At 75.3% G+C, this 18,642-nt stretch carries 18 protein-coding genes; all 18 read right to left on the minus strand.

All coding sequences use genetic code 11. The features are described from left to right. Positions 1-19: 19 nt before the first annotated feature. The 18 genes from V5O46_RS10630 to V5O46_RS10710 all read right to left on the minus strand — a co-directional run bounded on the left by V5O46_RS10630 (position 20) and on the right by V5O46_RS10710 (position 18,565). A complete protein-coding gene (locus V5O46_RS10630; RefSeq protein WP_332884270.1) occupies positions 20-1,279 on the minus strand; it encodes a phosphodiester glycosidase family protein in 1,260 nt (419 codons plus the stop codon). A gap of 82 nt (positions 1,280-1,361) precedes the next feature. Then, a complete protein-coding gene (locus tag V5O46_RS10635; RefSeq protein ID WP_332884271.1) occupies positions 1,362-1,730 on the minus strand; it encodes a DUF779 domain-containing protein in 369 nt (122 codons plus the stop codon). Positions 1,731-1,831: 101 nt separating this feature from the next. Continuing rightward, entirely contained in the window at positions 1,832-2,215 is a 384-nt protein-coding gene (locus V5O46_RS10640; protein ID WP_332884272.1) for a luciferase domain-containing protein, read from the minus strand. 102 nt (positions 2,216-2,317) lie between these two features. Next, entirely contained in the window at positions 2,318-2,998 is a 681-nt protein-coding gene (locus V5O46_RS31865) for a hypothetical protein (RefSeq protein WP_408648955.1), read from the minus strand. A 151-nt stretch (positions 2,999-3,149) separates the two neighbouring features. Then, positions 3,150-3,530, minus strand: coding sequence for a MerR family transcriptional regulator (locus tag V5O46_RS31870; protein ID WP_408648956.1), 381 nt, complete (start codon positions 3,528-3,530; stop codon positions 3,150-3,152). 84 nt (positions 3,531-3,614) lie between these two features. After that, positions 3,615-4,148, minus strand: coding sequence for an NADase-type glycan-binding domain-containing protein (locus V5O46_RS10650; RefSeq protein WP_332884273.1), 534 nt, complete (start codon positions 4,146-4,148; stop codon positions 3,615-3,617). A 1,924-nt stretch (positions 4,149-6,072) separates the two neighbouring features. Beyond that, positions 6,073-6,636: a phage tail protein gene (locus V5O46_RS10655; RefSeq protein WP_332884274.1), complete on the minus strand. Its 564-nt coding sequence runs from the start codon at positions 6,634-6,636 to the stop codon at positions 6,073-6,075. After that, positions 6,633-8,600 (minus strand): putative baseplate assembly protein, encoded by a 1,968-nt coding sequence (locus V5O46_RS10660; RefSeq protein ID WP_332884275.1) that lies wholly within the window; start codon positions 8,598-8,600, stop codon positions 6,633-6,635. Before V5O46_RS10660 ends, V5O46_RS10655 begins: the two co-directional genes overlap by 4 nt. Then, positions 8,600-9,022: a GPW/gp25 family protein gene (locus V5O46_RS10665; protein ID WP_332884276.1), complete on the minus strand. Its 423-nt coding sequence runs from the start codon at positions 9,020-9,022 to the stop codon at positions 8,600-8,602. Before V5O46_RS10665 ends, V5O46_RS10660 begins: the two co-directional genes overlap by 1 nt. After that, complete coding sequence (locus tag V5O46_RS10670) at positions 9,019-9,339, minus strand: PAAR domain-containing protein (protein WP_332884277.1); 321 nt, start codon at positions 9,337-9,339, stop codon at positions 9,019-9,021. The genes V5O46_RS10665 and V5O46_RS10670 overlap by 4 nt, the downstream gene beginning before the upstream one ends. 123 nt (positions 9,340-9,462) lie before the next feature. Continuing rightward, a complete protein-coding gene (locus V5O46_RS10675; RefSeq protein ID WP_332884278.1) occupies positions 9,463-11,280 on the minus strand; it encodes a VgrG-related protein in 1,818 nt (605 codons plus the stop codon). 2 nt (positions 11,281-11,282) lie between these two features. Further along, the gene (locus V5O46_RS10680) at positions 11,283-12,005 is read right to left on the minus strand and encodes a CIS tube protein (protein ID WP_332884279.1); all 723 of its coding nucleotides are present in this window, start codon (positions 12,003-12,005) and stop codon (positions 11,283-11,285) included. Positions 12,006-12,070: 65 nt separating this feature from the next. Continuing rightward, complete coding sequence (locus V5O46_RS10685) at positions 12,071-12,496, minus strand: phage tail protein (protein WP_332884280.1); 426 nt, start codon at positions 12,494-12,496, stop codon at positions 12,071-12,073. 58 nt (positions 12,497-12,554) lie between these two features. After that, positions 12,555-12,905 (minus strand): hypothetical protein, encoded by a 351-nt coding sequence (locus V5O46_RS10690; protein ID WP_332884281.1) that lies wholly within the window; start codon positions 12,903-12,905, stop codon positions 12,555-12,557. Positions 12,906-15,850: 2,945 nt separating this feature from the next. Continuing rightward, the gene (locus tag V5O46_RS10695) at positions 15,851-16,009 is read right to left on the minus strand and encodes a DUF6760 family protein (protein WP_332884282.1); all 159 of its coding nucleotides are present in this window, start codon (positions 16,007-16,009) and stop codon (positions 15,851-15,853) included. Next, positions 16,006-16,503, minus strand: a complete 498-nt coding sequence (locus V5O46_RS10700) for a hypothetical protein (RefSeq protein WP_332884283.1) — start codon at positions 16,501-16,503, stop codon at positions 16,006-16,008. Before V5O46_RS10700 ends, V5O46_RS10695 begins: the two co-directional genes overlap by 4 nt. Continuing rightward, positions 16,500-16,940: a phage tail protein gene (locus V5O46_RS10705; protein ID WP_332884284.1), complete on the minus strand. Its 441-nt coding sequence runs from the start codon at positions 16,938-16,940 to the stop codon at positions 16,500-16,502. Before V5O46_RS10705 ends, V5O46_RS10700 begins: the two co-directional genes overlap by 4 nt. A 68-nt stretch (positions 16,941-17,008) precedes the next feature. Then, the gene (locus V5O46_RS10710; RefSeq protein ID WP_332884285.1) at positions 17,009-18,565 is read right to left on the minus strand and encodes a phage tail sheath family protein; all 1,557 of its coding nucleotides are present in this window, start codon (positions 18,563-18,565) and stop codon (positions 17,009-17,011) included. Between the last annotated feature and the right edge of the window lie 77 nt (positions 18,566-18,642).

Consider the following 18,642-nt stretch of genomic DNA (forward strand, 5'->3'; position numbering starts at 1 on the left):
CGACGGGCGGGCCGCCGCCCTACCGCCCGGAGAAGACCCCGATCCCGTTCGGCACCGGGCGTTCGGCGCCGGTGCTCGGGTGGTTGCGCACCGAGACCCCGGACGCGCCCGGCGCCCGGGCGACCAGCGTGGACGAACCGCCGCCGTCCAGGCTGAAACCATCCTCCGCACCCAGGTCGCGCAGGGTGCGGGCGACCTCGGCGACGGTCAGCCCGGTGCGGTACCCGGGTGAGCCGTCGACCGCCAGCAGCAGCACCCGCCACCCGCCGTCCGCGAGACCCACGGCGGTGCGTACGGCGGAGGTGCGGTCGTTCAGGCCGGGCAGCGGCCGGCCGCCCGCGAGCAGAGGGTAGCCGCCCAGCGCGAACCGGTACGGCACCCGGGAGCCGGACGCCACCAGCCGGTGCTGCACCCGCACCCGCTCCCCGGCCGGGACCTTGCGCAGCAGGCGGGCTCCGGCCTCCCGGCCGACCAGCACCGTGGTGCCCGGTGCGATCCGGCCGGCTCCCGGGGTGCCGGAGGCGGAGACGACCCGTCCGCCGCGGACCGCCACCTCGTAGGTGTCCGTGCTGCACGGTGCGGCCCGGTCCGTGTCCGTGCCGCAGGTGGCCCGGACGCGGGAGGCGCCGCCCCATGCGCTGGTGAACGCCCCGATCGATCCCACCGGAAGCGCGTACTGGTTGAATCCGCCCAGCGGCAGCCGGGCCTGACGGATGCGGACCGAGCCGTCCAGCACCAGCCGGTCCAGCCTGGCCCGCCGGTCCCGGCCGACCCCGATCACGTCCTCGGTGGTCGTGCCGGGCGGCAGCGCGGGCCCGAACCGCTGGCCGTTCGGCACCGCCGCCTTCAGTGCCCGGCCGCGCGCGATCACCGGCCCCACGCTCGCGCCGGTCGCCTGCACGCCCGGGTGCTGCACCTCGGTGATGTTGAAGAAGTCGCCGTTGACACCGGCCACGGCCCCCTGTCGGTCGGCCAGTTGTGAGACCGGTGCCCTGGCGGCGACCGCTCCCGGGTACAGCAGCCCGAGCCGGACCCGCGGATCGCGCAGATCGGCCCGCAGCAGATGCGCATGGGTCGTCCCCTGCGCCGCCTGGATGTCGAACTCCTCGTACGTCACTCCCGGCGCGATATCTGCGGCCCGCTGCGCGGCACCGGCCGGCGCCGCCCCCACCAGGGCCGCACCGGTCAGCAGTCCGAGCGCCGCCAGCAGTGCGAGTACCTCTCTGCCCGCCCGCCGCCGGATGCGCCGGCGCCTCTGACCCGGTGTGCCGGTCACCATTTCCTGAGCCACTCCCTGACGTCTCGTCAACCGACCGAGGATCCAGGGGAAGTGCACCAGACCGTGGGGGTCCTCCGGGTGGCTAGGCGCCGACGACGCGAGAACGGATGAGAAAACGCACTCCCTCGGGCGCCTCCAGCGAGAAGCCGCTGCCCCGGCCCTCGACGACGTCCACGATCAGCCGGGTGTGGCTCCACACCGCGTACTGGCTGCGGGACATCCAGAAGGTGACCGGTTCCCCGACCCCTTCGACGTCCAGCTCCGCGAGGAGGACGTCGGCCTCGCCGGTGCGGAACTCGCCCGCCGGGTAGCACATGGGGGCGCTGCCGTCGCAGCAGCCACCGGACTGGTGGAACATCAGCGGACCGTGCTCCGCGCGCAGTCGTCGCAGCAGCCGCGCCGCCGCCGGGGTGAGCTCGACACGCGGCGTCTCCTCGTATGTGTCCTGCATGCCGTGCATGGCAGCACGGGGAAGGTTGCGAAGGGGTTGCACGCGTCCGGGTACGGATTGCTGCCCGGGGCCGAGTACCGGGTGCCTGTCCCGGGTCCGGCTCAGCGGACGCCGTCGCGGGGCAGCACGGTGACGCGGAGGAAGTTGCACCCCGTCGGCGGCTCCGGGTCCGGCCGCGTCTGATGGGCCTTGAGCGCGATGCTGACCAGGCTCAGCAGCAGGTCCACGTCGGCCTCGCAGTCCAGATGCACCGTCACCCAGCGGGATCCGGGCACCAGCCGGATCGCGCTGGATCCGCCGAGGTCGTAGTGGAAGCGCTGGATGATCCGGCTGGTGAGATGCAGATCCACATCCCGGTCGGAATGGAAGTGGGCGATCTCGTCGCGTGCAGAGCGGAGCGCCTGCCCGGTACCGCAGGTGGCCGGCCCGGCCGTGAGGTCGGGCCAGGCCTGCAGCCGCTGAAGGGCGCGCTGGGCCAGTGTCATGCTCCCATCGTCGCCGGATCACCGCCCGGCCACCAGGGGTTGAGGGCTTTGTAACCAGCACGTGAGGTACGGCATTGCACGAATGCCGCACCCGACCTGGCGTCAGTCATCCCATCGGACCGGCATCAGCAGCGAGAACGTGTCGTCGTCGGGGCGGCGGACCACGAGCGGCGCCGTGGGGCGGCCGAACTCCGGCACGAGTGTCTCCCGGGCGCCCGCGGCGAGAGCCGGGAGCAGCCAGCCCCGGCCGACGGCGACGCGCCCGCCGTCACCGCCGGCTTCCTCGCACACGGTGACGTCCCGTCGTCCGTCACCTCGAGCAGGCTGATGTCGGAGGAGGCGCCGTCCGGCTCGTGCGTCCCGCCCGGGCGGACGGGGCTTCAGCGCCTGCCGGAACTCCGCCGTGTCGACCAGGACCCGTCGCCCCGGCGGCAGCCGCACCAGCCGTCGCCCCGGCGGCAGCCGCACCAGCCGTCGCCCCGGCGGCAGCCGCACCAGCCGTCGCCCCGGCGGCAGCCGTACCAGCCGCCGGTGGTCGGGGAAGTCGTGCGGCAGGCACTGGCCGGCCGTCTGCCGGTCTCCTGCCTCCAGCGTCACCCGGCTGCCCGTCACCGTGAACCGGACCGGTTCCGCACCGGTCAGCAGTGCCCGCATCGCGTCGGCGAGCGGCGCGGGCACGACGACCTGCTCGGGGCTGTCGTCGACGTGCGAACCGACGGGGGAGCGGTCGAGGGTGGCGGACCGCACCCGGGCCACGGCCATACGGTGGCGGTCGGTGGCCACGACCCGCAGGCCGTAGGCGCCGAGGTCGAACAGATGCCGCCGAGCACCGGCAACTCGGGATCGGTGCCGCCCGCGAACCGCACCCCGTCCAGCGCGGCGGCCGGCTCGGGCGCCGGGACGGACAGCCGGATCCCGGTGGTGCTGGGCGAAGTCATGGGGTTCTCCCGGTGGTCGAGCAGGTCTCGGAGCGCGGAGAACTCGGCGCGGGCCTCGGCCGGCCCTTGTTCGAGCCGGTGCAGATGGGCCTGAAGGAGGCCGCGGACCGGGTCGCCGCCGGCGCCGGCGCCGGACCAGCCGGCCAGGACCAGCCGGCCAGGACCAGCCGGACGTCGGCCAGCGGCATACCGGCCCGGCACAGCCGGGCCGGCAGCCGGGCCTCCCCGAGCTGCCCCGGCTCGTACCAGCGGTAGCCGGTGACCGGATCCACGCGGGCCGGCACCAGCACACCGGCCCGGTCGTAGAACCGCAGGGCGCTCACGCACAGGCCGCTGTCCCGGGCCATCTCCCCGATACCGCCCATCGTGCTCTCCACACCCGGAGACCTGGTCCCTCGACCAGGTCGAGAGTCAAGCACGGTGAGGGTGGTCCGCCGACCGTGTCGGGAACCCGGGCCGGGTCAGGCTCGCCGGAAGAACTCCACCTCCGCGAGGGCGATGTGGCGGCCCCGGGACAGTCCGGTGGGAGCGCCGAGGGTCAGCCGGACCGTGGTGGCGTCGCTGATGCCGAGCGGGAACGTCTGCGGTCCGGGCTTGTCGTTCAGGGCCAGCTGCTCGCGGCGGACGGTGCCGTCCCGCGCCGTCACCTCCAGGTCCAGCCGGAGCGCTCGTGCCTGCCGGGCGTACTCCTCGGCGGACTTCGAGGCACCGTTGGTGATGATCAGGTCGACCAGCCGGAAGGGCTTGTCGAAGGTGTACGTCACGGACGCGCCGGGGGCGGGCACCGCCCAGTAGCGGTTGCTGAGCCCGTCCGTGGTGTCGCCCGCCGGGTGCCCGGGCAGCTGGGCGGTGGCCGAGACACGCGTCGGGGTCACCGGCTTGGCCTTGCCGAGTTTGTCCCGGGTGTCCTCGTACAGGGCGCGGCCGGCAGGGAGCAGCAGGAATCCGGCCACACTCAGGGCCAGCAGGACGGCCAGCATCACGGCGAGGCGCACCGGACGGCCGGAACCGGCCCGTGTACGGCGCCGCAGCGGCCACACGGTCCGCCACCACGGAAGGGGGACGGGTGCCGGTGCGCTGGTCAGCGGTGCCGCGCACCGTCGGCAGAACCGGCGGTGCGGTGCATTGGGCGTACCGCACGCGCCGCACGGCGCGCCGGCGGTCTCGGCCTCGGCCGCGACGGGCCGGACCACCGGACGCGGGGCGGCGGCCCTGGCGGGCTTGACCGGCTGCGGCGCGACGGGCGGAACCGGCGCAGGGGCCGGAACCGGCGCGGCCGGTGCGCGTGGCGGCGTGGGCCCGGGTTGCGCGGTCGGCCGGGGCGGGGCAGCCCGCCGGGGCGGGAGCGCGGGCGGATCCGGGTTGGTCGGCACGCTCGTGGAGCCGTCGTCCCCGCCGGGAGTTCCCGATCCGCCGGTGGCGTCGCCCCGGGCGGGCGCGGCTGCTGCGTGCGTGTCCTGCTCGGCTGCTTCGCGCCTCCGGGCCCCGGGGCCGCGGCGCCCGCTCCGCCGGGCTCGGCCGCTCTGTGGAACAGGCTCGTTCCACGCGGCGCGGTCGTCTCCGGCACCGGGGGCGCTGCTCGGCACCGGGGCGTCTCCGGTGCGGAGATCGCCACTCGGGCCCGGGGCACCTCCGGGTCCGGGGCCGCCGCCCGGCCGCGGATCGCTCCCGGGTCGGGGCTCGCTGCGGGGGGCGGGGGAGTGGCCGGGCCGAGTGCTCGGGGCGGGGTCGTTCCTCGGGCGGCGCCGCCTCTGGGGGCGGTCGTCCCCGACGCCGGAGCCGTCCCCCGGCCCCGGGCCGTTCCCGACGCCGGGCTCGCTGCCCGCGCCGGACCCGCTGCTGGGGCCGGCGTCGGTCCTGGGGTCCCGGGCGGCCTGCCTTGACCCCGCGGGCGGGGCATGCCCTGTGGGACGGGCAGGGCCTGCGGACGCCGGCGAGGCGCCGCCCGGCGACCGGCGCTCGGATTCGGCGGCTCGGGTGGGGGTGCTGCCTTGCGGTGTGGGTTCGGTTTCGGTGGGCGTCGGGGCGCTGTTGCCCGGTGGCCTTGGTTCGGGTTCGGCGGCTCGGGTGGGGTCGCTGTCTTGTGGTGTGGGTTCGGGGTCGGTGGTGCCTGGGGGTCTGGTGCCGCGCGGCCCGGGATCGGGGTCCGTGGTGCCCGGGAGGTGGCCGTCCCGTGGGCCGGGTTCGGTTCCGGTGGTGCCTGGGTTGCTGCCCGGGGGTGCCGGTTCGGCGGCTCGGGTGCGGGTGGTGTCTTGTGGCCCCGGGGAGATGCTGCCCGGTGGTGCGGGTTCGGGTTCGGCGGCTCGGGTGGGGTCGCCGTCTCGTCGCGTGGGTTCGGCTTCGGTGGCCTCCGCGTGGCTGCCGCCGCCCGGCCAGGGGGCGGTGGAGCCCGGGGAGTTGCCGTCCCGTGTCCCGCGCCCGGGTCCGGAGGCGCCCGCGGAGCTGCTGCCCCGTGGCCCGCGCCCGGGTCCGGTGGCCGCCGAGAAGCTGTCGCCCCGCGGCCCGGGGCCGGCCGCGGCGGAGCCGTCCCGTGGTGACCCGGGGCCGGTCGCGGCCGGGTCGGGCGTGGTGGCGCCCGACCCCGCGCCGTCGGCCGATGCGGGCGCCGCGGAGCTGCCGTGGGCCGGGGCGGGAGCGGCCGTGCCGGCGTCGGCGTCGGCGGGGACGTCGTGCCGCGCGTCGTGCGGCGGACCGGGATCAGGGCCGGCCGAGGCCGGGGGTGTGCCGCCGGGGGCCGCCGCGGCCTGCGCGTCCTCCCGGACCGCCGGCGACGGGCCGACGGCCCCGGGAGTGGTGCCGGGTGCCGCCCCGCCGGTCCGGCGGTCCGCGTCCGACCAGCCCAGGTAGCCGCCGCAGTTGCCGCAGAAGTCGTCCGTCGCCTCGTTGGCCGCCCCGCAGGCGGGACACTCGCGCATGACGTCACCCCTCCTCGTCGGCCGGGGGCCCGGGCAGGACTTCCACCCGGCAGGACGTGTGCACCGGACACAGCGCCCGGACCAGTTCCCGGACCCGCTCCGCGTCCACCGTCTCCGTCCGCCCCGGCCACACCCGCACCAGGACCTCGGTGTCCGGCGCCGGCGGCAGTGCGGCGCCGGGGAGGGACGACCAGACGGCGCCCCCGTCGCCGCGGACGTCCGCGTGCACCCCGAGGACCAGACGCAGCGCCTCCACCAGCCCGTGCCGGGTGCCGCGCCGGCGGTGCAGTTCCACGGCCCGGGCCACCGCCTCGCGGCGCAGTTCGACCGGCCACCGGGGATCGTCGGTCCCGCCGACCCAGGAGGCGAGCCAGGTCACGAAGTCGGCCGGGGCCACCCGGGGATCGAGGTAGGCGGGGAGATTGTCGAGGGTGGCGAAGACCGGCGCCAGCACCGTGTCGAGACCGGCGGTGAACCGCTGGGCGAGGTCGTCGTCGGCGTACAGGGCGGGCAGCTGCTCACCGATGGGGTACCGGCTGGGCAGGCCCGGAACGGCGGCGCGGCTCATGGGCGGTGGTCCTCCGGCTCGGCGGCGGTGACGACCACCTGGTGCTGGTACGAGAAGACGAGTGTGCCCGCGCCGATGTCGATGCGGTCCACGGGCGATCCGCGCCGCCCGGTGATCGGGTCGGCGGCGAACAGCCGGACGTCCTCCACCAGTACGTCGCCGACGGCGCCCTGCAGCACCCCGAACACCTCCCCGTACTGCACCGGCCGTCCGAACGGCCAGCCGGTGCCGTCGGGCCCGCCGCACAGCGGGTTGAGATGCCGGAACAGCGCGGCCAGCGCCGCGTCCCGGACCGCGTCCACGTCGCCGGACGGTGCCGTGAGCCGGGCGGCCACGGTGACGCCCTGGTAGACCGGCGGTTCCACGACGAGCCGGGTGCCGATCAGCCGCCGCTCGTCGAGGGCCCCGGTGATCGTGGCGAGTACCTGCTCCGACGGGATCAGCTGCTCGAAGCGGAGCCGGTCGTCACCCTCGTCGGCGACCGCGTCCGGCACCACCAGCACCCGGACCGCGCCCGGTTCGCCGGCGGCGGGAAGACAGCGCACCCGGCGCACCGAGGGGGCCGCCTGCCGGGCGATGGTCTCGTGGTCCTCGGCGGTCACCGCCCGCTCCTGCATCCGCAGCGCCTGCGGGGCGCGCAGCCGGGCGTTGTCGACACTCTCCCCCGCGACCCCGCCACGGGCCGCCTCCCGGTTGCCGACCCGGGCCACGTACGGCACGGAACTGCGCAGCACGTTGATCGCTCCCCGGGCGACGTTGCCGGCCGGGCCGCCGCCGGTACGGTAGCGGGCCACCCGCACCCGGGCTCCCTTGGGCGGCACGGCACCGCAGGTACGCAGTGTGCCGTCCGCCTCGCGCAGCGCGGGCGGGAAGGTGAACTCGCCCGTGGTCGCGTTCACCCGCACATGACGGTCCTCGGGCCCGGAGCGCCCGAAGTGGTCGACGGGGTACCAGCGCTGCCACCCGTCGGCGGTGGACACCTCCACCACCGGCGGCTCCCCGTCCAGCAGGACGGGCGGTCGCTCGAGGCGGAACGTCTGCCCCGCCACGCCCTCCGACGCGCCCAGCGGCACGTCCGTCACCGTCTCGGCGTGCTCCACCGTCATGGTGCCGCCGATGGTGAACACGGCGGCCTCGCGCACCGTCGGCGACTCGGAGTAGAACGGCTGGCCGGGCTCGGCCGACACCACCCGGCAGCGCAGCCAGCCCGCGCGGGTGCCGCCGATCACCGACGTGGAGTGCCCGGCAGGGACGTGCACGACGACCTCGCCGGGCCGGTTCAGCCCGCCGGTGGAGTCCTCGCCGGTCTCGCACCGCTGCCAGCGCCCGCCGTCCCAGGCCTCCCACACCAGCGGCGGCTGGCGCGGGTCGACGCCCACGCCCTCGACCCGGCTGTCCAGCCGCACCGCGACGACGCAGCGCGGCACCGCCGCCGGCAGACCGAACAGCAGCGCGTCCCCGGGCTCGGGCGCCGCCTGGAAGCAGGGCACGTCGAGTCCCTCGGCGAGCGCGCCGGTCCGGTCGGTCTGCTCACCGGTCCGGGGCGCGGTCACCAGGCGCGTCAACTCGCTGGGCACGATCCGCAGTTCCTCCGTGGTGGCGAACACCACGGCCTCCTCGTTCTCCCCGGCCGCCGCCGTGGTCACCTCGGTGCCCGCGGCCAGCGTCACCGTCTCGGGCTGTGGCGCGGACAGCCAGAAGTCGACGTCGGCACGGGCCGCCGCGGGCGGGAACAACCGGATGCCCAGCAGATCCAGGAACGCCAGGTAGTTCTTGTCCGGGACCCGGTTCAGCCGGTACAGCAGCTGGTCCACGAGGTAGGCGAACGTCTCGATCAGCGTGACACCGGGGTCGGAGACGTTGTGGTCGGTCCATTCCGGCGCGCGCTGCTGCACATACCGCTTCGCCTCGTCGACGAGCTGCTGGAACCGTCGGTCGTCCAGGTTGGGGGAGGGCAGGACCATCAGTTCGGGACCGCTTCCTCGGTCCCCTCCTCCGAGGGGATCGTGTAGAAGGGAAACACCAGGTTGCGCCGGTCGTTGGTGGTCCGCACCGTGTAGTGCACGTCGATGTAGAGCGTGCCCGCGTCCACCGAGTCGAAGGCGACGACGACGTCGTCGACGGCGATGCGCGGTTCCCACCGCTCCAGCGCCTCGCGCACCTGCTGGGCGACGCGTCCGGCGGTGGCGCCGTCGCCGGGCGCGAAGACGTAGTCGTGGATGCCGCAGCCGAAATCGGGCCGCATCGGGCGCTCGCCCGGTGCCGTGCCGAGCACCAACCGGATGGCCTCCTCGATCTCGCGCCCCCGCTCGACCATGGCGATCCCGCCGGTCGAGCCGACCCGCAGCGGGAACGCCCAGCCGCGGCCGATGAACCGCTCGCTCACAGTGCACCTCCGATCTGCACGTTGAAGGCGCCGGGCAGCACCTGTGCGCCGCACGCGGTACGGTCGCCCGTCCGCGCGGCCGGAAGCCCGCCGATGAGGACCACCCCACCGGCGGCATCGCCCGGGTCGGGCACGATCACGTTCGCCGGGCCCATCGCCGCGTGCGGCACGATCGGGCAGACGTGCAGACTGCCCACGACGGCGGCGGGAAGGCCGCCGATCAGCACGCGGGCGAGGGCCGCGGCCGTGGTCGGCGGCCCAGTGGTGATCCGGCCGCCGTGGCTGGTCGGGTCACCGGTGCGGGCTGCTGCTGGCATCGGGGGCTCCTTCTCGGGTTCGGTGTCCGGTACGGCGGGGACGGCCCGTCCCGGTACGGCAGGGATTCCGGTACGGCAGGGACTCCGGTACGGCGGCGGGCGGCCCGGCCGGCCCCGGCAAGCTCAGTTGATCTTGATGAGTCTGGCCTTGAGGATGCCGAGCAGCCCCCCGTCGACGCTGACCTCCGACCGGCCCGTCACCCCCACCTTGCGGCCGCTGATGTCGACCCCGGCCGTGCCCGAGATGTCGACCCTGCGTCCCTTCACCCGCACCGTTCCCTTCCCGGCGTCCAGCGTGATGCTGTCCCGGTCCAGGACGACGGAGGTCGCCACACGCTTCGGTCCCGTGAACACGGTCACCTCGATCCGCTCCCGGCGGTCGTCCATCCGTACCTCCAGGCGCTCGTCCCCGGTCACCAGACGCAGCCCCGACGGTCCGGGCGCCGCCGCGTCCAGCAGTTCCACCCGGTGCCCCGAACGCGACACCACGGAACGGCGGTTGACCTTGCCGCTGGTCCGGTCGACCAGCGGCACGTCGTGCGGCGACGGCCGGTCCACGCCGTTGTACAGCCCGCCGATCACATACGGGCTGTCGAGCAGGCCCTGCTCGAACCCGACCAGCACCTCGTCGTTCACCTCGGGACTGACCACTCCGCCGCCGCCCTTGCCGCCCCACTGCACCGTGCGCACCCAGTCGGTGACGTACGTGTCGTCCAGCCAGGGGAACTTCAGCCGTACCGCGCCGCGCTCCGAGCCGTTCGGCTCGCGTACGTCGGTCACGACGCCGATCGCCAGTCCGGGGATGCGCTGCCCGCGGCCGGGCGCATCGGCCCCGGCCACCAGTCCGGTGAGCGAACGGTCCGGGCTCGCGCAGACCCACAGGGAGGTCCGGTAGCCGCCGTGCGGCTCCAGCACATGCCGCACCGCCGTCGCCGTGTACCGGCCGGAGAACGCCGCACCCACGTTGCCGAGCGCGATCGCCCGCCCGGCGCGCAGGCGCGGATTGCCCTCCACCACCGCCTCCAGTTCGCCGAAGCCGGCGGCGACCTGTTCCGCGGTCGCCCGCGCGACCGCCGCCGTCTCGGCCTGCGTGCGGTACGGGGTGTCGGCGACCGTGATCTGTGTGGCCCTGCCGAACCGCTCGACGGACGCCGGGGCGAGCCCCGGTACCACCGTGCCGCTGGCCATCGACGCCTGTTCGGCCACCAGCGCCCGCTTGGTGGTGGTGTCCCAGCCGCGGACCTGCACCTTCGACGCCGCGTCGGCGAGCGTCAGCGCGGCCCGCAGCACCAGCAGGTTCCGCCCGTACTCCAGCACCAGCGGGTTGCTCGTCGCCGAAGCCGACGGATCGGGCGCACCCGACGCCTCCACCGGCCGGGTGAAGTGCAGCACGCCCTTGTCGTCCACGCTCACCTGCGCGCCGCACTCCCCGGCCAGGTACTGCAGGAAGTCCCAGTCGGAGACATTGGCCTGGGACAACTGCCGGTGGGTGACGGCGGGCGCCTCGACCTTGCCGACGGCGAGCCCGGCCTTCGTCGCGACCTGGCGGACGATCGCCGCGGTCGTCATGTTCCGGTACGCCACGACCTTGCGGCCCCGCTGCAGCCGGTGGGCCTTGGAGTACGCCCGGACGACGGTGAACGAACCGGTGCTGTCCCGGTCCAGCTCGAGCGCGGTGACCTCGCCGCTGAACAGCCGCTCCCGGGTCTGCCCCTTCACCGTCACCACGGAGACGCTCAGCGGAGTGCCGATGGTGATGCCGGTGGCGGTCAGGAACTCGTGGTCGGGATCGCGGTAGGTGAGCACCGCCGCGTCCGGCAGGCCGACGTTCTCGTCGACGACGCAGCTCACCAGCTGTGCCACCCAGGTCTGCGGCAGCTCTGCGGGCGCCTCGACGACGGGATCGGCGGCGAACGAACGGCCGCCGCGTTCGGTGGACATGGTCACTGTTCCTCCTCGCCCGAGCCGTCCGGGACGCCCGGCACCACCAGTTCGGTGCCGGGGACCAGGGCCATCGGATCGTCGATACCGTTCGCCTCCGCGATCGCCCGCCAGGCGGTCGCGTCCCCGTACTCCCGCCACGCCAGCATCGCCAGGCTGTCGCCCGCCACCACCGTGTGCGTGCTGCGGGCGGTGCGCGCACCCGACGTGGGGTTCTGCCCCGGCGGGTCGACGCTCGCCTCCTCGATGGACAGCGAACAGGTCGCCCGCAGCGGTTTGCCGTCCACGTCGAAGAGCGTGTACGAAACCGACAGGCTGGACAGGACCCCGTCGAACGACGTGGTGCGCGCCGTGCCCCACTCGAACCGCACCCACGGGCTGGCCGGTTTCTTGCGGCCCAGGCTCGTCGGGGTCGGCACACAGGCCTTCATCAGCTTCTCCACCGCCTGCTCCACGGAGTTGTCGTGGGTGGCGGTGGCGTCCAGGAACACCTCGAGGCTCAGGGTTCTCGGACCGCTGCCCACGAACTCCGGCAGCGCGGACCGGCCCGCCATCCGGGACGGCGAGCGCCGCCACTCGGCGGTCTTGCTCAGCTGGAGCGTCGCGGGGTTGAACTGCAGTCCGAGCCGCGTGATCGTGCCACCGGGCCTGGCCCCGACCGAGGCGGGCGGTTCCTTGAGCGTGAGCTGGGCCCTGGCCCGGCCGGCACGGACCGCTGGGGACATGGTGGGTGTTCCTTTCCGTGGGGGGGGAGAGAGAGGGGGGTCCTTTCCGCGGCGTACTGCGAGCGTCAGGAAGGCGTCAGCCCCTCGTGCGCGATCTCCAGGGTCTCCATCGCCGCCTGGGGGCTGGACGGGTCGAACGACGGCCCCTCCCAGCGCACGGGGACGATGCCGTAGACCTGCCAGCCGATGATCCGGCTCAGATCGGGCCGCAGCGCCACGATCTCGCCGTCCTTGGGCTCCACCCGCCGCAGCGTCTCGTCCAGCCAGCGGCCGATCTTCGCGGTGTCGCCGGTGACCGGACGGGTGAAGGTGATGTTCGACCAGGTCACGCGCCCGGGCAGCTGCCAGCTGAAGCCGTTGTTGCCGCCCTCGGCATAACTCTCGATCTCGACCTGCGCGCCCATGCCGGAGCAGGTGTGGAACGCGCCCAGGTCGTCGCCGCCGATGGCGAGCCGGAAGAACACGCTCGTGGCGAAGATGTTGTCCGTCATCCGTCCGTCTCATCCCGTTGTGCCAGGGTCCGTTCGTGGTGGTCGTACGGCGCTGCTCTCAGTGGTGCCGGTCGTAGGGCCGTCCCGTCCGCTCCCGGCCGCGCCGCAACTCGGTGCGCAGCAGACGGGCCACCGGGTCGATCAGCCGCCGGGCCAGGTCGTCCAGGTCGAGACCGGCGTCCTGGGCTCTCTTGGGGGCGGATGTCCGTTCCTGGGCCGTCGAGTCGGCCTCCGTCGCGCCGCCGTCGGTCTCCGCCGTCTCCCCGGCGGTCGCTTCCCGCGCCGCTCCGGCCGTCGTTCCGGTGCCGTTACCGTCCTTGCCCGTGTCGCGCTGGACGGCGCGGGGCGCCGGGCCTGCCCTGGGGGTACGGCCCGCCGCGGGACCGGCCGCGGGGCGCAGCGGCTGCACGGAGGCGAGCCGGTCCGGGGGACCGGCGACCGGCAGGGGTGTACGCGGATGCGCGGGGCCGTCCTCGCCCGGCGCCGCGGACGCGCGCGGTTGTGGGGCCGGCGCGGGCTGTACCGCCCTCGCACGTGCGGGCCGGGCGGTCGGACCGGGGCCGGCCGGGGTGCGCTGGACGCGCGGCGCGGCACCCTCGTACCCCCCACCCGGTTCACGGGGCCAGCGCGCCGCGACCACGGGACCGGTCCGGGCGCGGGAGGCGGCCGGCGGGGGCGTACCGTCCGCCGGGCGGGTGCTGAGGGGGAGGGGGCGCGCCGCGAGAAGCCGGATGGCGGGGGCCGCCGGTGCCGGCCTTGCCGCCGGTGAGACCGCGTCCCCGGCCCGGGGAGCCGCGGCGCGGGCAACGACGAGCGGAACCGGGTGCCCGGAGGCGTCTCTCGCGGACACGCCGTGTTCGGCCGCGCGGCGCTGCACGAGCCCTGCGGGAGGCCCCTCGGCGGGCACGCCCGCCGCCCTTCCACCGGGGCCGTGCGGTCCGTCCGGCCGGGGCGTGACCCGGGGTTCCGGTGCGGACGGGGAGCCCGACAGGGGTGCCTGCCCGTTACGTTCGGCCGCGGCGGGCGCGGGTGCCGCCGATCGCCGCGGGGCGCTGCCGGAGCGCGGAGCCGGTGATCGGGCCGGCCGTCCGCCCGGCCCGGGCAGGTCGGCGCTGGGAGGCAGCGCGGGCAGGGGTGCTCCCAGGCCGCTGCGGGCACGCGGTCCCGACGGCTTCGGCGCGGAGCGGTGCCCGGCGTCGGGCCGGGACGTGGTCGGGGCGGAGCGGGCGGCGGCTCCGGGCGTCGGCGGCGGGGTGGGGGCACTGGTCCCGCCGTCCACGGCCCGGACGGCCGGACGGCCACCGGCGTCCTCGGTGCGGCTCTGCAGGACGGGCAGCGCGGGGCCGGTCCCACCGGCGGCGGTCCCGGTGTCCCGGGGACTCGAGGGTTGTGCGGTGTCCGGGAGTTCGGTCATCGGCGCGCCGAGCGGTGGGCGTCCCGGGGCACGCCGCACGGCGGCGCCCGTCCCGGCGTGACCGGGACCCGAGGGTACGGCCGACGGCAGGCCGGCTGTCGGCCCGGCCGGGGCGGCAGGTGGCGAGGCGGCACTCGGAGAGGTGCCGGCCGGCGGCGAGGATGCCCCTGGCGGCGTGGGCGGCGTAGGCGGCGTGGGTGGCGAGGAGTTCGGCGGAGCAGCGGCGGGGGGCACCGTGGCCACGCGGCGCACCGGAGCGGCCACACGCCGGGCGACGGTCAGCGGGCGGGCGACGGAACGCGGGCGGACGGCCGGGGGTGGCGTGCCCGGTTCGGCGGAGCCGGCCGAGGGCGTCCCGGTGGCCGGCCGGGCGGCGCGGGAACCGCTGGCCTCCGTACCGCCGCGGGTCGCCGTGCGCCGGGCGGCGGCCGGAGCCGCGGAGCCGTGCGTCGCCGCGGGAGCCGTGCGGTCCCGGCCGGCGCGGTCGGCGGAAGCCGGGGGAACCACCGCGACACGGCGGACGAGTGGGAACCGGTGGGGTGCCGGGCGCGGGACGCCGGCTTCACGACCGTCCCCGCCGCCCGCCGCCCGCTGCACGGCGGGCGCGGAGGGCATGGAGGGCATGGAGGGCACGGAGGTGTCCAGTACCGGCCTCGCCCGCTCGACCAGGAGACCGCGCCGGCCGCCGGCCTGTGCGGCGGGGCGCGAGGGGCCGACGCCGTCCGGCCGGCCGGAGCCCGAGGGGCTCCCGGCGGCGGTCGAGCCCTCGGCCGCTGTGTTCCCGCCCGCACGGGAGGCCCCGGACGATCCCGTTCCGGGTCCCCGTTCGTCGTCCTGGGTGCGGCGGGCGGCCGGAGGAGTGCCGTCGGGCTCCGGGCCGCGGTCCGGCCCCGGGGAGCGCGGGACCAGTGGCTGGTCCTGCCCCGGTGGTGGTGTCCCGGCAGGCCTGTCGGGCAGGACCGTCGGGCCGGTGCCGGGGGGCGTGGCACGGGACGCTGCGGTGGCAGCGACCTCACCCGCGGGCCGGGCGTCGGCGGATTCCTGTCGCTGCACGTGCGGCGGGGTGGCCCCGCCCGGTCGGGCCTGCGGCCGGCCCGCGGAATCACCTCGTCCGGCCTCGCCCGGCACCGCGTCCGCCTGTGCGCCGTCGCCCCGCACGCCGTCGTCCCGCGCCGCGGCTACCGGAACCGCCCGACGCGGCAGCGCATCATCTCGTGCGGCATCGTCCGGAACCGCACGGTCGGGTACGGCAGCACCCTGGACCGCGTCACGCTGTGGACCACCACGCGGTGCCCGACCGCGCCGTACCCCGTCCCGCCGTTCGGCCTCACCCCGTACGGGACCGGCGGCGCTGCCGACGCCGTCGCCGCCGTCCTCGGTGCCGGACGGCGCGGCCACGTCCCGCGCGCCGCCCCCGCCGCCCGTACCCCGGGCCGGCCGCCGGCCGTGCGGCGCGGTCTCCCGGCGGCGGGCGGGGCCCGGCAGCGGTGCGGGGCCCGGGGGGTACTCCGCTTCGCCGGTGCGGGCGCTGTCCCCGTCCGGGGACAGCGCCAGCAGCAGCAGCGGGCCACCGCTGCTGCTGGCCGGGGGCACCGTGGCCGGGCGGGCGACGCCGTGGACGAGGCCGGTCGGCGCGGAGGGCAGCAGACCGTGCGAGAGGCCCGTGCCGAACGACGGATCCCGCCACGCCGCCAGCCCCGCGCGGAAGGCGAGGCCGTCACTGACGGCCATCGGGGAGCGGGCCACGGTCAGAGCCTGCGGTGCGGTGCGGCGCCAGCCGCCGTCCCAGCCGTCGGGCACGGAGAACCCCCGCTCATCCGCCGCAGCCGCGGCGGATGAGGTGGACGAAGTGCCGGCCCCGGTGTCCTCGGTCCGCGCCTGCGCGGTGTCCCGCCCGGCGGTGCGGCGCCCGCGACGGAGTATGTCCCGCCATGCCATGTTCAACCGCCTTCGTTCATGCGGGTGTTGATACGGACGATCTCGGCCACCCACTGCCGGCGCTCGCCGTGGGTCAGGTCGAGGATCTCCTCGCGGGGCCAGTGGAAGTGGTAGGCGATGTACGCGATCTCCTCCCGCAGCCGGGGGAGTGCGTACGTCACGATTCCCCCAGGCGCCCACCCGAGAGGTCGACCTCGAAGCCGCCCTCGCAGTGCGGGCAGGTCACCGCGGCACGCGTGTGCCCCTCGCTGTTGACGCGCCGGTAGAAGTCCTGCAGGAACGCCACGTCGGTCGCGTACATCCGCTCCACCACCCCGGCGTGCACATCGGTGATCGTCCCGATCCGGGTGATCACCTGGCTGAGCAGCACCACGCTCAGGTACGCCGGGTTCTCCTTGACCCGCAGATCGATCTGGGGCCGCAGCTCGTCGCGGGCCGTGGCCAGCCGCATCGCGCCCTCGCGGTGCACCGTGCCGGCCTCGTCCACGTACCCGCGCGGCAGTTCGAACTCGAACTCGGTGCGCAGGCCGTGATCCTGCCCCGACGCGGGAGCGGCGGCGGGGGGTTGGGGGGCCGCCGCTCCCGCGTCCTTCGCGGGCGCCGTGACCTGGAGAATCTCCTCCAGGTTGCCCGCGGTCACGGTACGGCGCCTCATTCGACGACGATCTCCTCGAACACGAGGGTCACGGTCTCCGTTGCGGCGCTGCCCTCGCCCGCCCTGAGCGACGGGCCCTCCCACCTGGACGCCCAGGCCTGCATCAGCTGGATGCGGCGGACCGTCTCCCCGGTGGAGTCCTTGATCTCGATGGTGAGGTTCTGCCGTGCCGTCTTGACGGCGCCCTTGTTGAGCGTCTCCTTGATCCACTCGGTGAACGTGCTGCTCTGGTCGAGCCCACGGGTGATCGTGATCTCACCGGGCTGGCTGCCGCCCGGCTGCTTGCGGACGATCGTCTGCCCGTCCTGGGTGACCGACTTCACCTCGACGACCTGCTCCTCGACGGTCAGCCCGCTGATCTCCTGGATCGATTCGACCAGGTAGCCCCCGAGCTGTACGCCGAAGACATGAGTGGAAAGAGCGTCGCCCTCTGCCATGACTGTCTGTCACCTTTCGTGTGGTTCCGTGGCCCGGCAGAGCCGGTGCCGGATGGCGGAGCCGTCGCTCACTCGTCGACGAGGCTGGTGCTGTCGGAGAACTGGGAGAGCCGGAACACCACGAACTCGGCCGGCTTGACGGGGGCCACGCCGATCTCGCAGACCACGCGGCCCTGGTCGATGGACTCCTGCGGGTTGTTGTCGCGGTCGCACTTCACGTAGAAGGCCTCCGCCGCGTTCCGGCCGAACAGCGCGCCCCGGCGCCACTCCTCGCTGAGGAACGCGGTGACGTTGCGGCGGATGCTCGACCACAGCCTGTCGTCGTTCGGCTCGAACACCACCCACTGGGTGCCCAGAAGGATGGACTCCTCCAGGTAGTTGAACAGGCGGCGCACGTTCAGATAGCGCCAGGCCGGGTCGGAGGAGAGCGTCCGGGCGCCCCACACGCGCACCCCGCGCCCCGGGAAGGCGCGGACGCAGTTCACCCCGATCGGGTTGAGCAGGTCCTGCTCGCCCTTGCTGAGCCGCAGTTCCAGGTCGACGGCGCCGCGGACGATCTCGTTGGCGGGGGCCTTGTGCACCCCGCGCTCGGCGTCGCTGCGGGCCCACACGCCGGCGATATGACCGCTGGGCGGCACGGTGGTGTTCCGCCCGGCCGCCGGGTCGAAGACCCGCACCCACGGGTAGTAGAGGGTGGCGTAGTGGGAGTCGTAGCCCGCCTCGTCGTTGCGCCAGGTACGGACCTGCTGGGCGGACATGCCCGGCGGGGTGTCCAGCACCGCGACCCGGTCGCCCATCTGCTCGCAGTGCGAGATGACGGCGAGCTGCACCGTGCGCACACCCTCGGCGTCGATGGCGCCGCGTTCGAAGGAGCTCATCAGGTCCGGCACGGCCACCATCGTGATCTCGTCGATGGCCTCCAGCCCGCCGAACCCGGTACGGGCCGCCGCGTCGCCGACATACTCGACCGGGTCGAGCCGGGCCATCTCGCCCGAGCCGGCGGGGCCGGGCGCGGGGGAGGCGTCGGGGACGGCGACGGTCTGCGCCGCGGGCCTGCTCTGGGCCGCGCCGCGCTGCTCCGTGACCTCGATCAGCTTCGAGGAGCGGACCTGGCTGAGCAGATAGCCCTTGACGTTCTTGCGGGTCGACGCATCGTACGTCTCGGCCACCTGGTCGCCCTGGCGGACCAGCACCTTGAAACGGTCCTCGGGCGGGTTCTCCCCGTCCGGGTCGGCGATCTCCACGGAGACCCCGCCGACGCCGGGCCTGGCCGTGACGAGGAAGCCGCCCACCTCCACGGGCTGCGGGAGCTGCTTCGGCTGTCCGGCGGCGCCGGCCGCGTGGGAAGCGGAGGCGCCGTCGGAGCCGCCGACCCGGACGATGTAGGCGGACCCGCCGCCGTTGGCGAAGTAGCCGTAGACGGCGTGCGGAAGATAGGTGCCCTGCGTGAAGCCGCCGAACTCCCGGGTGTACTGGTCCCAGTTGGTGACCAGCGTCGGGGTGTGGAACGGGCCGTTCTCGGCGAGGCCGACGAACGCGGCGACGGCGGTGCCGACCCCTTCGATGGGGCGAGCACCGGCTTGCACCTCCTCCATGTACACGCCTGGGGTGAGGTACGTCGGCATGCTCGCTCCTTAACGTCCTGCGGTCGGGTCGGTCCCAGCCTTTCCGCCGATCACTGCTGGTGACAGGGACTTCCGGC

This window comes from Streptomyces poriticola, assembly GCF_036689765.1.
Lineage (GTDB): Bacteria > Actinomycetota > Actinomycetes > Streptomycetales > Streptomycetaceae > Streptomyces > Streptomyces poriticola.